Annotated in this window: 19 protein-coding genes and 1 pseudogene; 10 read left to right on the top strand and 10 right to left on the bottom strand. The window is 72.0% G+C overall.

Annotation, left to right across the window (positions count from 1 at the left end; genetic code table 11):
• Nucleotides 1-66 precede the first annotated feature (66 nt).
• Nucleotides 67-1,320: a GDSL-type esterase/lipase family protein gene (locus ABT137_RS22885; protein ID WP_351711675.1), complete on the top strand. Its 1,254-nt coding sequence runs from the start codon at nucleotides 67-69 to the stop codon at nucleotides 1,318-1,320.
• Nucleotides 1,321-1,361: 41 nt separating this feature from the next.
• On the opposite strand, the gene ABT137_RS22880 is transcribed toward ABT137_RS22885, so the two are convergent.
• Nucleotides 1,362-2,474, bottom strand: a complete 1,113-nt coding sequence (locus ABT137_RS22880) for a medium chain dehydrogenase/reductase family protein (RefSeq protein WP_351711673.1) — start codon at nucleotides 2,472-2,474, stop codon at nucleotides 1,362-1,364.
• Between the two features lie 202 nt (nucleotides 2,475-2,676).
• Between ABT137_RS22880 and ABT137_RS22875 the strand changes: the two genes are divergently transcribed.
• The 3 genes from ABT137_RS22875 (at nucleotide 2,677) to ABT137_RS22865 (ending at nucleotide 5,384) form a co-directional block, all read left to right on the top strand.
• Nucleotides 2,677-3,339 carry a TetR/AcrR family transcriptional regulator gene (locus tag ABT137_RS22875; RefSeq protein WP_351711671.1) on the top strand — a complete coding sequence of 221 codons (663 nt, stop codon included), beginning with the start codon at nucleotides 2,677-2,679 and terminating at the stop codon, nucleotides 3,337-3,339.
• 123 nt (nucleotides 3,340-3,462) lie between these two features.
• A complete protein-coding gene (locus ABT137_RS22870) occupies nucleotides 3,463-4,722 on the top strand; it encodes a sensor histidine kinase (RefSeq protein ID WP_502984565.1) in 1,260 nt (419 codons plus the stop codon).
• Complete coding sequence (locus ABT137_RS22865; protein ID WP_351711667.1) at nucleotides 4,719-5,384, top strand: response regulator transcription factor; 666 nt, start codon at nucleotides 4,719-4,721, stop codon at nucleotides 5,382-5,384. Before ABT137_RS22870 ends, ABT137_RS22865 begins: the two co-directional genes overlap by 4 nt.
• On the opposite strand, the gene ABT137_RS22860 is transcribed toward ABT137_RS22865, so the two are convergent.
• Complete coding sequence (locus tag ABT137_RS22860) at nucleotides 5,345-5,629, bottom strand: DUF6332 family protein (RefSeq protein ID WP_351711665.1); 285 nt, start codon at nucleotides 5,627-5,629, stop codon at nucleotides 5,345-5,347. The genes ABT137_RS22865 and ABT137_RS22860 overlap by 40 nt on opposite strands.
• Before the next feature lie 73 nt (nucleotides 5,630-5,702).
• Nucleotides 5,703-7,178, bottom strand: coding sequence for an MFS transporter (locus ABT137_RS22855; protein WP_351711663.1), 1,476 nt, complete (start codon nucleotides 7,176-7,178; stop codon nucleotides 5,703-5,705).
• 86 nt (nucleotides 7,179-7,264) lie between these two features.
• On the opposite strand from ABT137_RS22855, the gene ABT137_RS22850 reads away from it, so the two are divergent.
• A complete protein-coding gene (locus tag ABT137_RS22850; protein WP_351711661.1) occupies nucleotides 7,265-7,666 on the top strand; it encodes a MarR family winged helix-turn-helix transcriptional regulator in 402 nt (133 codons plus the stop codon).
• Nucleotides 7,667-7,708: 42 nt separating this feature from the next.
• Here ABT137_RS22850 and ABT137_RS22845 read toward each other — a convergent pair whose 3' ends face one another.
• From ABT137_RS22845 to ABT137_RS22835, 3 genes are read right to left on the bottom strand one after another with little or no spacing between them, the layout of a single operon-like run.
• Nucleotides 7,709-8,443 carry a maleylpyruvate isomerase family mycothiol-dependent enzyme gene (locus ABT137_RS22845; RefSeq protein WP_351711659.1) on the bottom strand — a complete coding sequence of 245 codons (735 nt, stop codon included), beginning with the start codon at nucleotides 8,441-8,443 and terminating at the stop codon, nucleotides 7,709-7,711.
• Nucleotides 8,444-8,479: 36 nt separating this feature from the next.
• Nucleotides 8,480-9,184: a CPBP family intramembrane glutamic endopeptidase gene (locus ABT137_RS22840; RefSeq protein WP_351711657.1), complete on the bottom strand. Its 705-nt coding sequence runs from the start codon at nucleotides 9,182-9,184 to the stop codon at nucleotides 8,480-8,482.
• A 13-nt stretch (nucleotides 9,185-9,197) separates the two neighbouring features.
• The gene (locus tag ABT137_RS22835) at nucleotides 9,198-9,419 is read right to left on the bottom strand and encodes an arginine deiminase family protein (RefSeq protein ID WP_351711655.1); all 222 of its coding nucleotides are present in this window, start codon (nucleotides 9,417-9,419) and stop codon (nucleotides 9,198-9,200) included.
• A 122-nt stretch (nucleotides 9,420-9,541) separates the two neighbouring features.
• Between ABT137_RS22835 and ABT137_RS22830 the strand changes: the two genes are divergently transcribed.
• Nucleotides 9,542-11,287 (top strand): alpha/beta hydrolase, encoded by a 1,746-nt coding sequence (locus ABT137_RS22830; RefSeq protein ID WP_351711653.1) that lies wholly within the window; start codon nucleotides 9,542-9,544, stop codon nucleotides 11,285-11,287.
• A 69-nt stretch (nucleotides 11,288-11,356) separates the two neighbouring features.
• On the opposite strand, the gene ABT137_RS22825 is transcribed toward ABT137_RS22830, so the two are convergent.
• Together ABT137_RS22825 and ABT137_RS22820 are read right to left on the bottom strand one after the other, a co-directional pair.
• Complete coding sequence (locus ABT137_RS22825; RefSeq protein WP_351711651.1) at nucleotides 11,357-12,532, bottom strand: MFS transporter; 1,176 nt, start codon at nucleotides 12,530-12,532, stop codon at nucleotides 11,357-11,359.
• Nucleotides 12,533-12,914: 382 nt separating this feature from the next.
• A pseudogene (locus tag ABT137_RS22820) lies at nucleotides 12,915-13,217 on the bottom strand (DUF2254 family protein); the annotation flags it as partial.
• Nucleotides 13,218-13,697: 480 nt separating this feature from the next.
• On the opposite strand from ABT137_RS22820, the gene ABT137_RS22815 reads away from it, so the two are divergent.
• The gene (locus tag ABT137_RS22815; protein WP_351711649.1) at nucleotides 13,698-13,997 is read left to right on the top strand and encodes a hypothetical protein; all 300 of its coding nucleotides are present in this window, start codon (nucleotides 13,698-13,700) and stop codon (nucleotides 13,995-13,997) included.
• Nucleotides 13,998-14,628: 631 nt separating this feature from the next.
• Nucleotides 14,629-16,785, top strand: a complete 2,157-nt coding sequence (locus ABT137_RS22810) for an FUSC family protein (protein WP_351711647.1) — start codon at nucleotides 14,629-14,631, stop codon at nucleotides 16,783-16,785.
• A 251-nt stretch (nucleotides 16,786-17,036) separates the two neighbouring features.
• On the opposite strand, the gene ABT137_RS22805 is transcribed toward ABT137_RS22810, so the two are convergent.
• Nucleotides 17,037-17,510 carry a MarR family winged helix-turn-helix transcriptional regulator gene (locus tag ABT137_RS22805; protein WP_351711645.1) on the bottom strand — a complete coding sequence of 158 codons (474 nt, stop codon included), beginning with the start codon at nucleotides 17,508-17,510 and terminating at the stop codon, nucleotides 17,037-17,039.
• Here ABT137_RS22805 and ABT137_RS22800 point away from each other — a divergent pair.
• Entirely contained in the window at nucleotides 17,497-17,976 is a 480-nt protein-coding gene (locus ABT137_RS22800) for an FAD-dependent monooxygenase (protein ID WP_351711643.1), read from the top strand. The two genes, ABT137_RS22805 and ABT137_RS22800, sit on opposite strands and share 14 nt — an antisense overlap.
• Nucleotides 17,977-18,284: 308 nt before the next feature.
• Here the strand turns inward: ABT137_RS22800 and ABT137_RS22795 are convergent, their stop codons facing one another.
• Nucleotides 18,285-19,769, bottom strand: coding sequence for an aminotransferase-like domain-containing protein (locus ABT137_RS22795; RefSeq protein ID WP_351711641.1), 1,485 nt, complete (start codon nucleotides 19,767-19,769; stop codon nucleotides 18,285-18,287).
• 62 nt (nucleotides 19,770-19,831) lie between these two features.
• Between ABT137_RS22795 and ABT137_RS22790 the strand changes: the two genes are divergently transcribed.
• Nucleotides 19,832-21,055: a Tm-1-like ATP-binding domain-containing protein gene (locus tag ABT137_RS22790; RefSeq protein WP_351711639.1), complete on the top strand. Its 1,224-nt coding sequence runs from the start codon at nucleotides 19,832-19,834 to the stop codon at nucleotides 21,053-21,055.
• Nucleotides 21,056-21,090: the final 35 nt, after the last annotated feature.

Genomic DNA, 21,090 nt, shown 5'->3' with positions numbered 1-21,090 from the left:
GTACGGCACACGGGCGGCACGGGCGGAACACAGGCACCGACGGAACACGGACGGAACGCAGAGGCCATGGACATCGACCCCCACTGGATCACCACGCCGATCACCGCCGACCTCCTGCGCGGCGCCCTCGACCTGGAGTACACGGAGCACGGCGTCCTGCCGCACCGGCTCCCGGCCCGGGCCCGCGCCCAGTGCGCCGACCCGCAGCTCGCCATGGTCGAGTCCCAGCCCTCCGGCGTCCGACTGGCGTTCCGCACCCGCGCCACCGCCGTGGAACTGGACACCCTCCCCACCAAGCGGCTCTACATCGGCGCGCCACCGCGTCCGGACGGCGTCTACGACCTGCTCGTCGACGGCACCCTGGCCGGCCAGGGCAGCGTGTCCGGCGGCAAGGTCATGGTCGTCGACATGACCGCCGGGGGCACGGAGCTGCGTCCCGGACCGGTCGGCACCCTTCGTTTCACCGGCCTGCCCGAGCGAGAGAAGGTCGTCGAGATCTGGCTGCCGCACAACGAGACCACTGAACTGGTCGCACTGCGCACCGACGCCCCGCTCGCCGCCGCACCCGACCAGGGCCGCAAGGTCTGGCTGCATCACGGCAGTTCGATCAGCCACGGCTCCGACGCCGCGAGCCCCACCGCCATCTGGCCGGCGCTCGCGGCCGCGCTCGCCGGTGTGGAACTGGTCAACCTGGGGCTGGGCGGCAGCGCCCTGCTCGACCCGTTCACCGCCCGCGCCGTCCGGGACACCCCCGCCGACCTGATCAGCCTCAAGCTCGGCATCAACGTCGTCAACAGCGACCTGATGCGGCTGCGCGCCTTCGGCCCCGCCGTGCACGGCTTCCTCGACACCGTCCGCGAGGGGCATCCCACCACCCCGTTGCTCGTCGTGTCGTCGATCCTGTGCCCCATGCACGAGGACACGCCGGGCCCCACCGCCATGGACCTGAGCGCCCTCGGCGCCGGCCGGCTCACCTTCACGGCCACGGGCGACCCGGCCGAGCGCGCGAGCGGCAAGCTCACCCTGAACGTCAGCCGGGACGAGCTCTCCCGGATCGTCGCCCAGCGTGCGGCCGAGGACCCGCACCTCCACTATCTCGACGGCCGCGCCCTCTACGGCGAGGCCGACGCCGCCGAACTCCCGCTGCCCGACGGGCTCCACCCGGACGCGGCCGCCCATCGCCGCATCGGCGAACGCTTCGCCGGGCTGGCCTTCGCGGACGACGGCGCGTTCGCGGGGAGCGGTGTCTTCGCGGAGGACGGTGCCTTCGCGAAGGGCGGCGGCCGCGGAGCCGACCGCCGCCGAGTCGGCGACCGCTGACCTGGCGGCCGCTGACCTGGCGCCCGCTGAGCCGGCGGTCCTCACCGCGCCGAGTCGGCCGACGCTTCGTCGCCGCTGTCCGGGATCAGTACGACCTTTCCCGCGACCGTCCCCGACTCGGCGAGCCGCAGGGCCTCGGCGGCCTGGGTGAGGGGCAGCCGGGCGGCGATGCGCGCGGTGACCTCGCCGCGCTGAAGGGCCTGGAACACCTGGGTGAGGTCGGCGCTCAGCCGGGCCCGGAAGCGGTCCTTGCCGAGGGCGCGGCCCTCCCAGACGTTGAAGAAGTAGGCGTGCCGGCCGTTGGGCAGCGCGTTCCACAGCCATACCCGGCCGAGGATCTTCAGCACGGGGAGCTGCTTGGAGCCGGAGTCGTCCCGGGTGGTGGCGCTGCCGTAGGCGACGAGGGTGCCGCCCGGGGCGAGCAGCCGCCAGGAGTCGATGACGCTGCGGCCGCCGAGATGGTCGAAGACGGCGTCGACGCCGTCGGGGGCCAGTTCCCTGACCCGGGCCGGGACGTCCTCGGCGCGGTAGTCGACCGGGGTCACGCCCAGCTCCCGCAGCGCCGCGTGGTGACGGGCGGAGGCCGTGCCGATCACCTGAAGGCCGGCCGCCCGTGCGAGCTGGACGAGCACCGTGCCGACGCCGCCGTTGGCGCCGTGCACCAGGATCGTGCCACCGCTGCGCACCTTGGCCTTGCGGTGCAGCATCTGCCAGGCCGTGATGCCGTTGACGACCAGCGTCTCCGCCTCCGCCGCGCCGACACCGGCGGGCACCTGCACGGCGTCGGCCGCGTCGAGCACGACATGACTGGCCCAGCCGCCGACCTTCACCAGTGACGCCACCCGCTTGCCGACGAGCCCGGGCGCGACGCCCTCCCCGGCCGTGAGCACCGTGCCGACCAGGTCGTAGCCGGGGACGAAGGGGAAGGGCGGCTGGTCGTAGTAGCGGCCGCGGCGCATCTGCTGCTCCGCGAAGGAGACACCGGTCGCCTCCACGCGGACGACGATCTGGCCGGCGGCGGGGGCCGGGATCTCCCGGCGCTCGATGCGGAGGCCCTCCGGCTCCACGACGCCCGGCAGGACGACCTCGACGAGCTGAGTGCTTCCGGTGCTTCCGGCAGCTCCGGCAGCTCCGGCGGTTTCTGCGATTCCCATGGCGACGGCCTCCGCGTGTAGACGGTGCGTAGATGTGCTCGCAAGCGAGAGTGGGTCTCGCTTGCGTTAGAAGCTATAACAAACATGACTGGTGCTCGCTGAAGTGTCAAGCAGTCATGTTGGATGGGGTTCTCGTGACTGTTAGAGCTACTCTCAAAAGTGATAGCTTGAAACAAGGACGTGCGAGAGGAGTGTGACGGCCATGGCGGCAGACGCGGACGCGGTGAGCCCCCGCGAGCGGTACCGGAGCCAGGTGCGAGCGGAAGTCAAGGCGCGCGCCTGGGAGCAGATCGCCAAGTCAGGTGCGTCGGGCCTGTCCCTCAACGCGATCGCCAAGGAACTGGGCATGAGCGGCCCGGCCCTCTACCGCTACTTCGGCAGCCGCGACGAGCTGATCACCGAGCTGATCCGGGACGCCTACCGCAGCCTGGCCGACACCTTCCGTGCCGCCGCCGACTCCGGGGCCGGTATCGGCGGCCTCGCCCACGCCCTGCGCCGCTGGGCGCTCGACGATCCCCAGCGCTACTTCCTCGTCTACGGCACGCCGGTCCCCGGCTATCACGCGCCCGAGGACATCACCGGCATCGCCCAGGAGATCATGGCGGCCCTGCTCGACGTCTGTGCGGCGGCCGAGCCCGAGGCACCGCCGCCGGTCTCCGCCGGTTTCACCGCGCACCTCTCGCAGCACCGCGAGTGGGCCGGCGACCACCCCGCGCCGCCGGGAGTACTGCGCCGGGCGCTGGCCTTCTGGACCCGGATGCACGGGGTGCTCTCCCTCGAACTCGCCGGCCACTTCACGGGCATGGGCTTCGCCCCGGACCGGCTGTTCGACGCCGAGGTGGCGGAGCTGACACCCGGCCGCTGACCCGGCCGCCGGCCCAGTCGCTGACCAGGCCCGGCGGCCCTGCCGCCTACTACCGGGGGAGTACGCGTGATCACCTCGCCGGGCTGACGCTCGCGCGAGGCGAGGGCGTCTAGCGTGGCGGTCATGGACGAGCAGCGGGTACGGGAGCGCGGCCCCGCGCAGTGGTGGCGCTACGGCCCTCCTTGGTGGAACCACCCGGAAGCCGCGGCCACCGCCACGGCCACCGGCACCGGCGCCCACCGCCACCGCCTGCCCTGGCGCTCCACCCTGCTGCTCACCATCCTCGTGCTGGTGGGCTCGAACTTCGCCGCCCACACGCAGCCCCACCGCGAGCACCTCGACGCCTACGCCCGCCTGCTGCTCCTCGCCACCTGTGCCCTGCTGCTGTGGCGGCACCGGCACCCGGTGACCGTGGCGTTCGGCACGGCCGCGCTCGCCCTGGTCTACCTCGGTGCCGGCTACCCGTACGGGCCGCTCTTCGCGGCCGTCGCCGTGGCCTGCTTCAGTGCCGTCGTCGCCGGGCACCGCCAGGCCGCCTGGGCGGCCCTCGGGATGCTGTGGGCCGGGCATCTGCTGGTCTCGCTCTGGCTGTACCGGTGGCTGCCGCCGCCGGGCGACACGGGTACCGACCCCGGACAGGAGGTGATCATCGCCACCTGGGTGCTGATCATCGTCTCGGTGGCCGAGCTGGTCCGGCTGCGGCGCGAGCAGTGGGCGCAGGAGCGGGCCGACCGGGCCCAGGCGGCCCGGCGGCGCGCGGACGAGGAGCGGCTGCGGATCGCCCGGGAGCTGCACGACGTCCTGGCGCACAGCATCTCGGTCATCAACGTCCAGGCGGGCATGGGGCTCGCGCTCCTCGACTCCGACCCCGAGCAGGCCAGGTCGGCGCTCACCACCATCAAGGCGGCCAGCAAGGAGGCCCTCGGGGAGGTGCGCCAGGTGCTCGACACCCTGCGCGCCCCGGGAGACGCGCCGCGGGCGCCCGCGCCCGGTCTCGGGCGGCTGCCGGAACTGGTGGAACAGGCGGCGAGCGCCGGCCTCACCGTGGACGTGACGGGGGAGCCGCCGCGTCTCGCGCCCGGCGCCGACCTGGCCGCCTTCCGCATCGTGCAGGAGGCACTCACCAATGTCGTACGGCACTCGGGTTCGCGGCACGCGCGCGTGCGGCTCGAACACGGGGGAGGGGAGCTGCGGTTGCGGATCGACGACGACGGTCCGGCGACCGGGGCGGACGCGGGCGGCAGCGGGAACGGGCTGGCCGGGATGCGGGAGCGGGCGGCCGCCCTGGGTGGCACGATCGAGGCGGGACCACGCGCCGACGGCGGCTTCCGGGTGCTGGCCGTACTGCCCTTGAACGACCGGGACGACCGGGAGGACCGATGATCCGGGTGCTGCTCGCCGACGACCAGTTGCTGGTGCGGGCCGGTTTCCGGGCGTTGCTCGATGCGCAGCCGGACATCGAGGTGACCGGTGAGGCGGCGGACGGCGAGGAGGCGCTGCACAAGGTGCGCGAACTGCGCCCCGACGTCGTCCTGATGGACATCCGCATGCCGCGTCTGGACGGCCTGGCCGCGACCCGCCGGGTCACCGGTGAGCCGGAACTGGCGGACGTCAGGGTGGTCATGCTGACGACGTTCGAGCTCGACGAGTACGTCTTCGAGGCGATCCGTTCCGGCGCCTCCGGCTTCCTGGTCAAGGACACCGAGCCGGACGAACTGGTGCGGGCGGTCAGGGCGGTGGTGGCCGGGGACGCGCTGCTGTCGCCGGGGGTGACGCGGCGGCTGATCGCGGAGTTCGCGGCCCGTTCCAAGGAGCCGGCCGCGGCCGACGTGCTCGCCCGGCTCACCGAGCGGGAGCGGGAGGTGATGGCCCTGGTCGGCATCGGCCTGTCCAACGAGGAGATCGCCCGCCGCCTGGTCGTCAGCCCGCTCACCGCCAAGACCCATGTGAGCCGCACGATGACCAAACTGGGCGCCCGCGACCGCGCCCAACTGGTCGTCCTGGCCTACGAGTCGGGGCTGGTGCGACCGGGCTGGCTGGGCTGAGACGAACGACCGAAGCGGACCAGCACGCTGACGACCCGGCCGAGGAACAGCACGGCGGCGAGCACCGCGCCCACGACGGGCAGCGTGCGCTCCAGGCCGCGGGGCAGGTCGAACAGCAGCGCCGGACCGGCCACCGCCCCGAAGACGACCACGGCCGCGAACACCGCGCTGCAGAGCGCGTACCCGATCTCGACGGTGATCGCGTCCCGCTCGGCCTGACTGCGCCGTCCCCCGTGCATCGTCATCCCGGCAGTCTCACAGCCGTGTGCCCGGCGGGGCAACAGGCCCCGCCGGGCACACGTTCGGAGGCGTCCCCGTTCAGTCGCGTGCGGACACGCGCTCCGCCTCCAGGGAGGTGGACTTGGCGATCACGACGGTCTGCTGCGGGCGCCGTGCGCGCACTCCCGTGAGCGTGATCAGCAGCCCGGCGAGGGCGACGACCGCGACCACCAGGAAGCCGGGGCGGTAGCTGTCGAGCACCGCCTGCGGGGTGGCGTGGGCGGGCGCGCCCGCGGTGACCACGGCCGTGACGATCGCCAGGAAGATCGCCCCGCCCACCTGCACCGAGGTGTTGAGGAGCCCGGAGACCATGCCCTGCTCGTGGTCGTCGACGCCGTTGGTGGCCTGGATGTTGAGGGAGGGGAAGACCAGGGCGCAGGCCGCGCCGATCAGCAGCATCGACGGCAGGATCGCCGCCGCGTAGGCCGGGCTCAGGTCGACGCGGAGGAACAGGGCGTAGCCGAGGACCATGAACGCGAAGCCCGCCGCGATGAGCCGCGGGGTGCCGAAGCGGTCCACGATCGCGCCGACCTTGGTCGACGACACCGCCACCAGCGCACCCGCGGGCAGGAAGGCCAGCGCGGTGTGCAGCGCGGACCAGCCGAGCAGGGACTGCATGTAGAGGGTGGTCAGGAACTGGAAGCCGACGTAGGAGCCGAAGAAGGCGATCGCGCCGAGCTGGGCGCGGACCTGGTTGCCCGAGCGCAGCACGCCGAGGCGGATGAGCGGTCCGGGGGAACGGCGTTCGACCTGGACGAAGACGGTCAGCAGGACGGCGACCGCGAGGAAGGAGAGCAGGGTACGGGCCGACGCCCAGCCCACCTGCGGTGCCTCCACGACGGTGAACACCAGGAGCAGCATGGAGGCGGTGCCGAGGATCGCGCCGGGGATGTCGTAGCCGTTGTGGTCGCGTTCGCGGGAGCTGCGCGGCAGCAGCTTGAGGCCGACGAGGAGCGCGATCAGGGCGATGGGGGCGGGCAGCAGCATGGTGAGGCGCCAGCTGGCCTCGGTGAGCAGGCCGGACAGCACCAGGCCCATGGAGAAGCCGGTGGCCGCGCAGGTGGTGTAGATGGAGAGGGCGCGGTTGCGCAGCGGGCCCTCCGGGAACGTGGTGGTGATGATCGAGAGGCCGGCCGGTGCGGTGAAGGCCGCGCTCAGGCCCTTGATGAAGCGGCTGGCGATCAGCAGCGGGCCCGAGTCGACGAGGCCGCCGAGGAGCGAGGCGAGCGCGAAGACGCCGAGAGCCACGAGGAACACCTGGCGCCGGCCGAGCAGGTCCGCGGTGCGGCCGCCGAGCAGCAGCAGGCCGCCGTATCCGAGGATGTAGCCGCTGACGATCCATTGCAGCGTCGAGGTGGACAGGTGCAGGTCGGAGCCGATGGACGGCAGGGCGACGCCGACCATCGACACGTCCAGCGCGTCCAGGAACATGGCGGCGCAGAGCACCAGGAGCGTGCCCCAGAGCCGGGGTGTCCAGCGTCCCTCGGAAGTGGGGGCGGTGAGCGGAGAGGTCATGGACCCAGACACTACATGCACATGCATCGAATGCAAGCGCATTTAATTACGATGCAATAATCTCGGTTCTCTGCTACGGTGCCCCGATGGCGGCGAAGAAGCCCGAGCAGGCGCTCGTGGAGCAATGGCGGGACATCCTGACGCTGCACGCCCGCACCCAGTGCGAGCTCGACCGTGCCCTGCACGGACACGGCCTGTGCGGCAGTGACTTCGAGGTCCTCGACCTGCTCTCCGACGGCCCGGCTGCGGACGGCGTCTGCAGCTTCCGGGTGCAGGAGATCGCCGAGCGGGTGCACCTCAGCCAGAGCGCGCTGTCCCGGCTGATCGCCCGCCTGGAGAAGGACGGCCTGGTCGAGCGGGCCATGTGCCCGGAGGACCGGCGCGGCGTGCGGGTGGTGCTCACCGGCAAGGGGCGCGCGCTGCACGGCGAGGTGCTGCCGGTGCAGCGCGCGGTGCTCACCCGGATGCTGGCCGCCGAGTCGGGCTGAGCCCGGCGGGTCCGGCCGCTCGCCGTCGCCGGCCGGTCGGCGTCAGATTCCGGAGTTCGTCAGCCACAGGTCGGCCAGTTCCGGGTCGCCGCTCACCTTCGGCATCGGCACCCGGTTCCACAGGGCCAGGTACAACTGGTCGGCGGGACCGGCGAGTTCGGTCATCGCGTCCTGGGGTGCGCCGAGTTCCGTGACCGGCGGTCGCTCCGACAGCCATACGGTCCAGGCCGCGTCCGTGTCCACCGTGCGCACCCCCAGCACCCGCGGCTGCTCGCTGCGGACCCGGCTGCGTGCGCGGGCGTGGAAGCCGCGCAGCAGTTCGTCGATGCCGTCGACCGCGAAGCCGGTGCCGACCGGGGCTGCCGGGCCGCCCCGCGCCGCCTCGGCGTCGTACCGGTGGACGGTCGTCTCATGGGCCTGCCGGCGGAGCCAGAAGGCCAGCGGTGAGGGGACGGGGGCGGGGTGGAAGATCCAGCACGTGACGTCCTGCGGTGCGTCGCCCAGGGTGTCGACGAGCCGGCGGTGGCCCTCCCGGTACCAGGCGGTCAGCTCGGGGCCGTCGAGTCCCGGCGGGTCCGGGATGGGGCGGGGCGAGGTCTCGGCGTCGGCGACGACACCGGCGGCCCACCGGTGGATGGTGCCGGTGTGCCGCAGCAGGTCGCGCACCTGCCAGTCCGGGCAGGCGGGCACCGGGGCGTCGAGCCCCGCGTCCGTGGCGGCCGCGGCCAGCAACCGGCCCTCCCGGTCGAGAATCTCGAGAAACTCAGCAGTCTCCATCCCGCGAGTCTGCCGGATACGGCACTGTTCCTGCCGCTAGCGCAGCAGGAACCCCACCGCGTACCCGAGTGCGTTGACCGCCCAGTGCAGGCCCATCGGTGCCAGCAGGGAGCCGCTGCGATCGCGCAGCCAGCACAGCAGACAGCCGGCCATGGCCGTGAACAGTACGGCGCCGACGTCCACCAGGACCGCCCCGGCGACCGAGTGGCCGAAGAGCGAACCCAGCGTCGGCTTGTCCTTGTTGAGGTTCAGCGAGGGGAGGATGTGCCAGAGGCCGAAGAGCACGGAGGAGAGGACGGCGGCCGTCGTGGCCGTGCGCAGGCGGCACAGCAGGGCGAACAGCACCCCGCGGAAGGCGGTCTCCTCCAGCAGCACCGTCCCCACCGGCACCGCGACCAGCGCCTTGAAGGCGACCTCCGAACCGCTCAACGTGTCCGTCCGCTGGTCCGCGAACAGCCCGCGGGTGACCGGCAGCAGGGCCGCGCACAGATAGACCGCCGCGACGATCCCGATCAGAGCCACCGCCCAGCGCACGCCGTCCGCAAGGGTGTTCCGCCCCAGCCCCAGCTCCGGCCAACTGCCCCCGGCCCAGAACAGCAGCCCCACCAGGACGGCCGAGGTGAGGACCGCGGTGAGCAGGATCCAGGACCCGGCCCAGCGGTTGTCCAGAAGGTTCGCCAGCACCAGCACGGCCACCACCGCCGCCACGGCGATACGGGTGGGGAGTCGGGAGAGCGGCATGGCGGGCGGGGGGTCAGAACCCGGCCGGGTCGCGACGCAGCAGGCAGGTCGTGCGGTGCCCGCCGCCACGGCCCCGGCCCGGCGCGGCGCCGACGACGGTGACGACCTCGGTACCCGCCTTCCGCACCAGGGTGTCGGTCCGGATGGCGTGGTCGCAGCCGCCGACCACGCCCGGCTCCGGCACGACCACGCCGGCGAACGGGGTGGCGTGCTCGGTCGTCCGGACCTGGGCCATGCCCACCACGATGGGACACCACGTGCCGCTCCGCACCTTTTCCCGGAGGGGGGAGCGGCCCGGAAGGATCTTCCGGATGCGGTGGCGGGTGCGGTGGCCGATCGTGGTCCCGAGGTGGCGAAGTGAGTGGTGCGGGCAGGGCTCTGAATCGTACGAAGGACTGGACCCGGCGGACGGCGGAACGGGTGCGCCGGCATCTGGGCCCCGACCGGGTGGTCCGGCGGCGGCCCTGCTGGGGCGGGATCGCGGTGGCGGTCCTGTGCTACTGCCTGTCCCTCACCCCGTCCCTGCTCCCGCGGGCCTGGTGGCTGCAGGGACTCGCGGCCGGCGTGTCGGCGGCCGTCGGCTACGCCGTCGGAGCCGTACTGGAGACCCTTGCCCGGCTGCTGCTCCGCTGGGCCGGCGCCCGCATCCGCCCGCGGGTCCGCCGTACTCTCTGGACCGTCCTGGGCGTGCTCGGCGCCGCCGCGGTGGTCACCGTCACCGCCTGGAGCGTCCGCTGGGAGGGCCAGGTCCGCCGGGCGGTGACCCTGCCCCCGCACATCGTCTGGTGGCAGTGGGCGCTGGTCCCGGTCGTGGCCGCGCTCGTCGCGGCCCTGCTGCTCCTGGTCGCCCGAACGGTACGGCTCGGCACCCGCCTCGCCGTCCACGCGTTCGACGCCCTCGTCCCGCGCCCCGCCGCCTACGCCACCGGGGTCGTCCTGGCCGCCTTCGTGATCGTCGGAGTCGTCCAGGGCTTCCTGCTGCGCGCCGCGCTGGACGCGATCGAGAGCGGCGCGTCCCTCGCCGACCAGGGCACCACCGAGGGCGTCCACCAGCCCGGCCTGCCCACCCTCTCCGGCAGCCCCGACTCCGCCGCGCACTGGGACACGCTCGGCGCCAAGGGCCGCGACTTCGTCGGCACGGCCACGCCCCGCGCCGACATCGCCGCCTTCACCGGCCGCCCTGCCGACGATCCGGTACGGGTCTACGTCGGCCTGCGCTCCGCCGACACCCTCGACGAACGCGCCGCCCTCGCCGTACGCGAACTCGAACGCACCGGCGGTTTCTCCCGCAGGATCCTCGCCGTCATGGGCACCACCGGCACCGGCTGGATCAACGACCAGGGCAGCAAACCCCTGGAGTACATGTGGGGCGGCGACACCGCGCAGGTCGCCATGCAGTACTCCTACCTCCCCAGCTGGGTCTCCGCGCTCACCGAGGACGAGGCCGCCGCCACCGGACGAGCCCTCTTCGACGCCGTCTACGCCAAGTGGCGGACCCTCCCCGCCGGCTCCCGCCCCCGGCTGCTCGTCTACGGCGAGAGCCTCGGCTCCTTCTCCATGGAGTCCGCCCTGAACGGCTCCCTGTCCACGCTCGTCGCGCAGACCGGCGGCGCCCTGTTCGTCGGGCCGACCTACGACAACCCGCTGTGGAAGTCCGTCACCGCGCAACGGCAGCCGGGCAGCCCCGAGTGGCGGCCGGTGGTCGCCGACGGGGCGCATGTGCGCTTCGCACAGGTACCGGCGGACTACGGCATCCCGGCCGCGCCCTGGGGCGAGCCCCGCGCGGTCTACCTCCAGAACGGCTCCGACCCGGTCGTCTGGTGGTCGCCCGACCTCGCCTTCCACCGACCGGACTGGCTGGACCGGCCACGCGCCCGGGACGTCTCGGCGGCGATGCAGTGGTATCCGCTGCTGACGTTCTGGCAGGTGGCCTGCGACCTGGCCGGCGCCGACAGCGTGCCGAACGGCTTCGGCCACCGGTACGGAACCCTGCCGACGAGCGCGTGGGCGGAGATCACGAGCCCACCCGGGTGGACGGACGCCGACACGGCGAGACTGGCCGGGGTACTGGAGTCGGTGCGGGAGCCGGGGTTGCTGGACTGAGGGGGCGTCGTCGGGCCGTCCCGGGCCGGGCGGAGACTTCGGCCCGCGCCCTGCCGTCGGGGATCTCGGTCAGTGCCCTGCCGTGCGCCGGGTGAGCAGCGCGATGGCCGCGGCGGTGGCGGCCAGGGCGGCGACGGTGGTGAGGGCGGTGGGGAGGGAGAGCCAGTCCGCCATGAAGCCGATGGCGGGCGGTCCCAGGAGCATGCCGCCGTAGCCGAAGGTGGAGGCGATGGCGACGCCCTCGGGGCCGGCCAGTCTGCCCGCGCGTTCGACGGCGACGGGGAAGAGGTTGGCGAGGCCGAGGCCGGTGATCGCGAATCCGAGGAGGGCCGCCCACAGGGCCGGGGCGAGCGCGCCGAGCAGCATGCCGGTCGCGGCGGTCATGCCGCCGAAGACCAGGGTGCGCGTCTGGCCGAGGACCTCGAGCAGCTTTGTCCCGCTGAGCCGGCCGACGGTCATGGCGAGCGCGAAACAGGAGAAGCCGATGGCGGCCGCGCCGGGTGCGGCGCCCAGGTCCTGCTCCAGGTGCAGAGCGCTCCAGTCCGCCATGGCCCCCTCGCCGTAGGCCGTGCACAGGGCGATCAGACCGAACGTGACGACGAGCAGCCGGGTGCCTGGTGCCAGGCGGCGCGGTGCGGACGTGCCCTGCGGTGCGTCGTCCTCGGGTGGGGTCGGCGGGGGAGTGCGAAGAAGGGGGCGGCCCGCGAGAAGGGTGACCACAAGGCCGACGCCGGTGAGGCAGAGCAGGTGCTGCGTGGGGGTCAGCACGCCGGCGATCAGTGAGCCCAGACCGGAGCCGAGCATGCCGCCCAGGCTGAAGGCGGCGTGGAAGCTGGGCATGATCGGGCGCCGGAGGGCTCGTACCAGGTCGACCGCGGCGCTGTTGAACGCGACGTTTATGCCGCCGTAGGCGCCGCCGAAGATCAGGAGTACGGCGCCCAGCGCGAGTGCCGAATGCGTGAGCGGCGGTAGTGCGATGCTGAGGGAGAGCAGGATGCTGCAGATCACGGTGACGGGGTGAGCGCCGTAGCGGCGGCAGAGGCGCCCGGTGAGCATCATCGTGACGACGGCTCCGGCGGACACACCGAGGAGGGCAAGGCCAAGGCCGGAGGTCGAGGCGCCTGTCTGCTGCTTGATGGCCGGGATGCGTACGACCCAACCGGCGAAGATGAAGCCGTCCAGAGCGAAGAAGACGGTGAGGGCGATGCGGAGTCGGGTGAGGTCAGTGCTGCTGTCGCCCGGCACGGTGTTGCGCGTTCGGGATTTGTTTATTGGCGGCACAAAACCAGGCTAGGGGGAGTGTGCGGATGGGGCAAGGCTGTCGGCCAGGTCGGCAGCGCCGGGTGTGGGGCGACGAGAGGGGCCGGTCGGCGTGCCCGCTCGTCTCTGTCTCCGTCGAGCTGCGTGAGCGCGAGTTCGCAATGATCGCCATGGATCTCCCTGCGTGGACCGAGCGCGCGAGGTGTCTTCACTGAGCTGTTGACGGCAACGTCTTGTCGCTGTGGGACCGCGCGATGAGTCGCTCGTAGTCGGCCTGGTAGGCGATCAGCCGCACCCATCCGTTCGGGTCACGCCTCACCCGGCGCGGGTGCCAGCCCGTGGTGATGCGGCACAGGCAGTCGCCGAGTTAGTCGATGCAGGTCATGGCGGTGAAGGTGTCGTTGACCGCCGGGGACAGTGCGCGGATGGCGATCTCGACCAGCTGGTCCACGCCGAACGAGACGTCCTGGGCCAGTGTCCGGTAGGGGCCTGTGACCTGCCCTCGGACGAGCTCCTGTTCCACCTGGGCCGCGGCCTCGGCCGGCCACACGGCGGCCAGCGGATGCCCCTCGACCAGGAAGTGCCCCGGCCGGTAGGGCAGGTGGATGACGGCGTCGGCGTCGGCGGCGATCCTGACCAGTCGCTCATGGCGGATGAACTGCAGATACCCGCTATGCGCCGCCGCGCATCAGAACCCGCACCCGAGTGGTCTGCTGCGTTCGGCAGAGCAGCACGACAGGGAAGATTGCACCAGCGCCTCCGGGACAGACCGACAAAAGCGCCGACCAGACTTCCCGGCTCACCTGCCGCGATCCTACGACGACAGCCCGTGGCCCGGGCACCCGGAGGGGTCCGTGAACGGCGGGGCGGCGCCAGCCGAGCTGCGGCGACGCAACGGTCCGACAGTGGCCGGGCTCGGAGGCCGCCCCGAGCCTCACCTGCGACCGGGCCCGGAGGGCGACCGTGGCGGGGCGTCACGTACCGGGCGACCACGATCCACACCCGCCGGGGTGCCCGGTGGGAGGGCCGGCGCTTTCGCCTGCGACCTGACGGCCGCGGTCAACCGGAGGCGCGCCCGCGGGCGAGATCGCTGGAGTGAAGCCTCGGCGTCGCCGTGGACATCGGACGCGACCGCCGATGAGGTGATGAGGTGATCAGCAGAGAATTGGCCAGCGACGGCTGCCACGGCGCCCTCACCGCCCACCAGCAGGTGGCCCCGCCCGGCTCCAGGGAGGCGCTTGCCGAGCGTCGGTCCATCGCACCCGTTCGATACACCGACCCGGCGATCACGGTGGCAGTCGAGCGGCAGATCCGCGCCCAGCACAGGCTCAGCGCCCGCGCGTTCCCCGAGCCGGACGATGCGCTGGTTGAGGTTGCGGCGGCCCGTGCGACCCGGAACGCCGGCGCGGTGGCCGACCCTGGCCCCGATCGGACTGGCATGTGCGGATGAACGAAAGACGCGAGAGTGGCCTACTGCCGATGGACAGCAACGGTGTTTATCGCTCAGTGAACCTCTTTCACCCGGCCGGGACAGGATGAAAGAGGCTCACTGATCTGATATGAACCGCAAGTCGGCAGGGGCAGGTCCGAGTGCCCGGACTTCGTACCGACTGCGGCGTCCGCCGAGGAATTGGGCAGGGAAGGGACGCAGGTAACCTCGGCGGCTCGTGCGCCTCGATCGTGTTGCGTTCGCTGATGATGTTCGGCCGTTCGGCAGCAGCGTTCGCCGGGAATGCGGAAGCCGTGGGCGGCGCGCCAGAGAGCCGGGTGTGGATCCGCTCGGCGGCCAGGAGTTCCGAGGCAGCCCGTTCCTCTGCACGCGCAACCCGGCGGCGCACGTCCGCGGCGGCGGCCATTCACAGGTGATGTCCAGCGGCGGCCCGTAATCTTGGTGGTATCCACTCCTCGCTTTGGAGAATATCCGGCACAACACCGAGGAAGCACCCGAACCCATGCGTAATCGAGTCCGTGAGGCGGGCTTTGCGGCGTCAGCCTGGTTGCGCTCGCGCGACCCCGGATTCGCAGCTACCCGACGCGCTGTTCGAGCCTCTGTCGCCGCTTCGGCCCTGTTCACCCTGAGCATGCAGGTATTCCATTCGTCAACAACCGCCTATTACGCGGCGTTCGGCTGCTTCTCCATGCTGCTCTTCGTCGAGTTCACCGGACCCATGGCCCAACGACTTTGCATGCACTTTGGACTGGCGGTTGCTTGGGCGTCTCTCGTGAGCCTCGGCACGTTCACTGCCCGCGTTACGTGGTTGGCCGTGGCCGGGACCGTGGTGGTCGCGTTCCTCATCCTGCTGTCAGGAGTGGTGAGTTCCGTGATCGCGAGCTGCTCGACAGCTCTGCTGCTCGCTTTCGTGATCCCTGTGACCTCGCCGGTACCCTATTCTCAGCTGACCGATCGGTTGATCGGAGTGGGGCTCGCCTCCGGTGGCTCGATGCTCGCTGTCTGGCTGCTGTGGCCGCGTGCCTCGACCGACCCGCTCAGCGCGCCCGCGGCCCGCGTGTGCAGGACCACCGCTGTCCGCCTGCGCGACGAGGCTGCAGAGTCGGCGGATGATATTGATGCGCCAAGCGCTGCGACACGCGTACTCATCGCCGAGCAGGCAGGTTCGGCTGCGCAGGATTTGCGTCATGCATTCGACCACGCACCGTACCGGCCAACGGGTCTATCGGCGAGTTCACGCGCGCTGGTGAGGCTGGTCGACGAACTCATGTGGCTCAGCGATCTGGCTGCCGACAGCTTGCCCGCGTACGACCCGTCACTGAACCGTCAAACGGAAGTCTGCGCGGTGCGTCGCGCAGTGGCGGATCTCCTCGACAGCGCCGCCGCATCACTTGAGGACCCTCACGGCGTCCTGGAGCCGATCCGAGCACGCACCCTCCTGCTGCGTGCTGCCATGGACACACTGATCGCGAGTCCCGCAGCGTGGCTTCCACGCAACGTGACGAGCGACGGATTCGGTGCGGGGGCTCCCGCGGTCCTCACCAGACTGGAAGCCGGATTCCGGGCCAAGGAACTCGGTTTTGCGGCCACACAGATCGCCCTCAACGTTCAGATGGCCGCGGCAGCCGAGCGACGCGGGTGGTCCGAGCGGCTCCTCGGGCGGGAACCTGATGCGTTCGGCGGACCGATCTCCTCGGCGCGAGCCCGCCTGGGATCACATCTGAGCTTCTCGTCGGTGTGGCTGCGCAACAGCCTGCGTGCCGCAGTCGGCCTTGGTATCGCCGTCACACTGGCGAACATCACAAGCCTGCAACACGCGTTCTGGATTCTGCTCGGCACACTGTCGGCGTTGCGCTCGAACGCCCTGAACACCGGCCAGAATGCCGTGCGAGCAGTCGCCGGAACAGTGGTGGGATCGGTCTTGGGAGCTGCGCTGCTGCAGCTGATCGGACATCACAACGCGGTGCTGTGGTTCGTGCTACCCGTGGCGATCGTGGCCATGGGCATCGCTCCGACTGTGATCTCCTTCGCGGCCGGACAGGCGGCGTTCACGGTCGCGCTCGTGGTGGTATTCAGCATCGGCCAGGATCAGGACTGGCACATTGCACTGCTGCGGCTTCAGGACGTTGCGCTCGGCTGTGTGGTGAGTCTGCTCGTGGCGCTGTGCCTCTGGCCGCGTGGTGCAACGGCGGCTGTGGGCAAAGCCCTGGCCGAGTCTTGCACCGACTGTGCCGCATACCTGCAGGGTGTAGTGGAATACGGCGTCGGCCGGCCCGGCGAGGTGGACGTGGACCGGTCCCCGCCGACGGAGGAAGAGCGACAAGCCGCAGCCGCTTTGCGCCGACTCGATGATTCCTTCCGCACCTATCTCGCCGAGCGTGGCTCCAAGCCGGTGTCGCTGGCGGCCATGACGACGATGGTGAACGGTGTCGCCAGGCTAAGACTTATGGCCAACGCACTGCAGGAGCTGTGGCGCCGGGCAGGCGAGGCACGACTGAACACTGATGGAAGCCGTGCGCGGCTCGAACTGACGCGCGCTGCCGAGGGCGTCGCCGCGTCCTACCGTGTTCTTTCAGCGGGCATTGAGCGGCATTCATGTACGGCCGTCCCAGTCAATGGGGGCCCGGTCGGAGACCGTCGTCTTGTCGAGTCGGTGTACCGCGAGCTGCTCCGGGCGGGAGACACGCAGGCCAATACCATGCGCATGGTCTGGACGAGCAAGTACCTCGAGGCTGCCCAGAAGCTGCAGCTGAGCCTGTCAACGGCGGCGGCTGCCGCGGGGGAGTAGACAGCTGTCGCCGCATCCCTACCCACCCCTGTTGCTCGAGCCGACCGTGCCAGTCCAACGTCAGTACTTCGGTTGGCTCTGGTCGCGGGCACGTCACATCGTCGCTGACAACCGAGCGTACGCCGCGACCACCGCCCGCATCGGCGGTGAACCCACTGCCCCATGGTGTGAGTCCTCGCCTTCGCAACCCTCGGTGGTGCTCGCGCCGTTCACCGGCTGGCAAAAGAGCGTCGGGGGGCGCGGTGCCCTGGTCAGTCGTCGCCCTCGGCCGGAGTGCCGCCGGTGGCGACGGCGTCGAATCGGGTGGTCAGGTCGCTGGTCAGGCGGGTGAGCAGGCGCATGAGCTCGGTGCGGTCGTGGGCGGACCACTGGGCCAGCGCTGCGTTGAACCAGCCGTTGACGATGGCGGTGTAGCCGTCGACGAGTCGCTGCCCGGAGGATGTCAGGGCGATCAGGCGGGCTCTTTGGTCGTCGGGGTCGGGAACGCGCTTGATGATCGCCCGCTTTTCCAGGCTGTTGAGGTGGCGGGTGACGTGGGGCCCGACGACCTGCATGCGGGCGGCGATCTCGCCGACCCGCAGCGGGTGTTCGGCGGCGTCCAGGATGACGAGGATCGTCATGGCAGGCCGGTCCAGTGCCACTCCGGCGTCCTGGATGGCCTGCTCGTAGAGCTGCCCGCGGTTGGGCAGGGTCCGCAGCTGGAGCAATACCGTGAACGAGCCCACGCCCAACGCTGTGCACACGACCACGACCGACGTCCTGATCACCGGTGCAGGCCCCGTCGGCCTGGCCCTGGCCTGCGACCTGGCCCGGCGCGGGGTCGGCTTCCGCCTTGTCGAGCGGTCCGCGACCCCGAGCACCGCCTCGCGAGCCAAGACCGTCCAGCCCCGCGCACTTGAGGTCGCCGACGACCTCGGCATCATCGAACGCGTCCTGGTGCAGGGGGCGACGAACATCCTCACCCGCCACTACGACCGCGACCGGGTGGCCTCCGAGGCCGTGGAACTCGCCGGCGGGACGCCCACCCCCGACGCCCCCTACCCGCCGGTCTGGCTCTCCCGGCCGAAGTTCGAGCAGATCCTGCGCGACCGCCTGGTGCAACTCGGCGGAACCATCCACTGGGCCACCGAGGTCACCGGCCTCCGGCCGGACTCGGCCCCGATCGACGAAAACCGGGGTGGCGGCGCATGACTCCACCGCCGCCCTCGCCTGGCCAGCCCTTCGGGTCAGTGGTGTGGGTGCCGCAAGTGACGGTGCCCGGTGTGAGGTCGTCAAAGTCTTTGTGTTTGCCGCTGGCCGGGATACGGACGGCTCATCCGGCGAAGATGAAGCCGTCCATGGCGAAGAAGACGGTCAGGGCGATGCGGAGTCGGGTGAGGGCGTTGCCGGGCACGGCGTTGTGCGTCCGAGTTTTGTTTATTAGCGGCACAAATTCGGGCTAGGTGAGGGTCGGGGCTGGGACAAGGGAGGTGGGCAGGAGGGCGCGGGCGCGGTGCCCGTCACGGAGCGTGGGTGGCCTGGAGGCCGGCGAGGAGTTCGGCCGCGGTGGCGAACCGGGACTGCGGGTGCCAGACCGGCAGTCGTACGAAGGTGCGGTGCCCGCCGTGCGGAGAGAAGGCCGGGCCGGCGGTGAGCCGGATGCCGCGGGCCAGGGCGTGCTGGGCGAGGGCCACGGCGTCCTGGCCGGTGTCGGTCCACAGACCCGATCCGCCGACGGGCGTGCTCCACCGCCAGTGCGGCAGCACCGTACGGAGCACCTCTTCGGTCACCGCGAACTGCTGTGCCAGGAACTCGCGGCGCAGCATGCGCTGCCGGTCCGCCCGGGGCAGCAGGAGGAGTGCCGCCAGCTGGTCGGCGACCGGCCCGCCGAGGTCGATGCCGCCGCGCAGCGCCGCGAGCCGTCCGACGATCTCCCGGGGCCCGCGCACCCAGCCGACCCGGAGCCCGCCCCAGAACAGCTTGGACAGCGTGCCCACGATCAGCAGGCGTTCCGGGTCGGCCATCCGCTCCAGCCCCGGCAGCGGGTCGGACCGGAACCAGCCGAGCTCCGCCTGCGACTGGTCGTCGACCACGACGGCGCCGTGCCGGGCCGCGAGGTCGGCGAGGCCCCTGCGCTGCGGCTCCGGCATGTGGACGCCGGTCGGGTTGTGCAGCGCGGTCTGCACGTACAGGAGGTCCGCGTCGGCGGCGGCGGATTCGAGAAGGTTCAGGTCCGCGCCGACCGGGGTGAAGGGGACGCCCCGTACCCGGCCGCCCGCCCCCGCGAAGGCTTCCAGGGCGCCTCGGTAGCTGGGGTCCTCGACGAGTGTGAGGGTGCCCGGCCCGGCGAGGGCTGTCGCGATCAGCCAGACGGCCTGCTGGGAACCGGCGGTCACCAGGACCTGGTCCGTCCGCGTGGGCAGACCCTGCGCCGTGATGCGGGCGGCGAGCGCGGCCCGCAGCTCCGGCAGCCCCGCGGGGTGATAGCCCGTCCCCTGGAGGTGGTGCCTGCGCAGCTGCCTGCCGACCTCCGGCATGACCTCCGCGACCAGTTCGGAGCCGGGCAGCGCCCCCGAGGAGAGATCGACGACCACCTGTCCGCCGCCGAACGAGGTCAGCCGTCCCCCGTCCGGCCGGACGAGGCCGACGGCACCCCGGACGTAGGTGCCCGACCCCCGCGCCGCGGTCAGGCGGCCGCTCGCCATGAGCTCGGCGTACGCCCGCGCGACCGTGCCCCTGGCCACGCCGAGCGCGGCCGCCAGCGCGCGCTGGCCGGGCATGCGCCACCCGGCGGGCAGGTACGAGCCGTCGATCAGCTCGGCGAGCGCGTCCCGGAGCGGAACACTCACGGACGCCTCGCCGCGCCACACACCGAGCAGCCGCGCCACCCGCTCGGCGTCCTCGTCCGTCCGCATCGACCGCCCGCCTTCCGGCTCGGACCACTCGGCCTCGGTCAGCCTTGCTCGGCCCGCCTTGGTCCACTCGGCCTCAAGTGGACCAGTCACCAGGCTCCCACCCCGCCACAATTCCTGGCACAGGGCTCGAAGAAGAGCAGGAGGCACGCACGATGGCCACGGTCGTTCTCATCGGCACGATGGACACCAAGGGCGAGGAGTACGCCTGGATCGCCGACCGGGTGCGCGCCCACGGGGCGAGCACCGTCACCGTCGACGTCGGCGTGTTCTCGGAGTACCCCGCGGACGTCACCGCCGCGGCGGTCGCCCGGGCGGGCGACGCCGATCTCACGGCGCTGCGGGAGGGCGGTGACCGGGGCGCGGCCATGGCGGCGATGGCCTCCGGCGCCGCCTCGGTGGTCCTCGCGCTGTACGCGGAGGGCCGGCTGGACGGTGTGCTCGCCGTCGGCGGTTCCGGCGGTTCGTCGGTCGCGTCCCGGGCGATGCGCGCCCTGCCGGTCGGGGTGCCGAAGCTGCTCGTCTCCACAATGGCCTCGGGCGATGTCTCGCCGTACGTCGGCGAGAGCGACGTGACGCTCATGCACTCGGTGGTGGACGTCGCCGGGATCAACTCCGTCTCCGGACAGGTCTTCGGCAACGCCGCCGCCGCGATCGCCGCCATGGCCGGGGCGCAGGAAGCCCGCCGCACCGCACCGGCCGGCGAGCAGCGGCCCCTGGTCGGCGTGACGATGTTCGGCCTGACCACGCCGGCCGCCGACGAGGCACGGGCGGAACTCGCCGGACTCGGCTACGAACCGCTCGTCTTCCACGCCACCGGCGCCGGCGGCCGTGCGCTGGAGAAACTCGCCCGCGACGGCCGGCTCGCCGGAGTGCTGGACCTCACCACCACGGAACTCGCCGACGACCTGGTGGGCGGGGTGCTGAGCGCGGGCCCGCACCGGCTGGAGGCGGCCGGCGAGCGGGGCATCCCGCAGGTCGTCTCGGTCGGTGCGCTCGACATGGTCAACTTCGGGCCGCGGGAGACCGTCCCCGCCGGGTTCGACGACCGGAGCTTCCTGGTCCACAACCCGACGGTCACGCTGATGCGGACCACCCCGGAGGAGAACGCCGAACTCGGGCGGCGGATCGGCACGAAGCTGTCCCGCGCCCACGGGCCGGTCGCGGTGGTCCTCCCGCTGCGCGGGGTGAGCGGCATCGACACGGAGGACGGCCCGTTCCGCGACGCGGCGGCGGACGCGGAGCTCTTCGCGGCGCTGCGCGGCGCGCTCACCGGGTCGCCGGCCGAGATCATCGAGGTGGACCGGCACATCAACGACCCGGGGTTCGGGCGCGACGCCGCCCGGCAGTTGCACCGGCTGATCAGCTCTGACCGGTGAGGACCCCGACTCGCACCCGTGGGCGGACGCGGACG

Source organism: Streptomyces sp. NPDC001980 (genome assembly GCF_040296885.1).
Lineage (GTDB): Bacteria > Actinomycetota > Actinomycetes > Streptomycetales > Streptomycetaceae > Streptomyces.
This window is presented reverse-complemented; position numbering and strand designations above follow the sequence as displayed.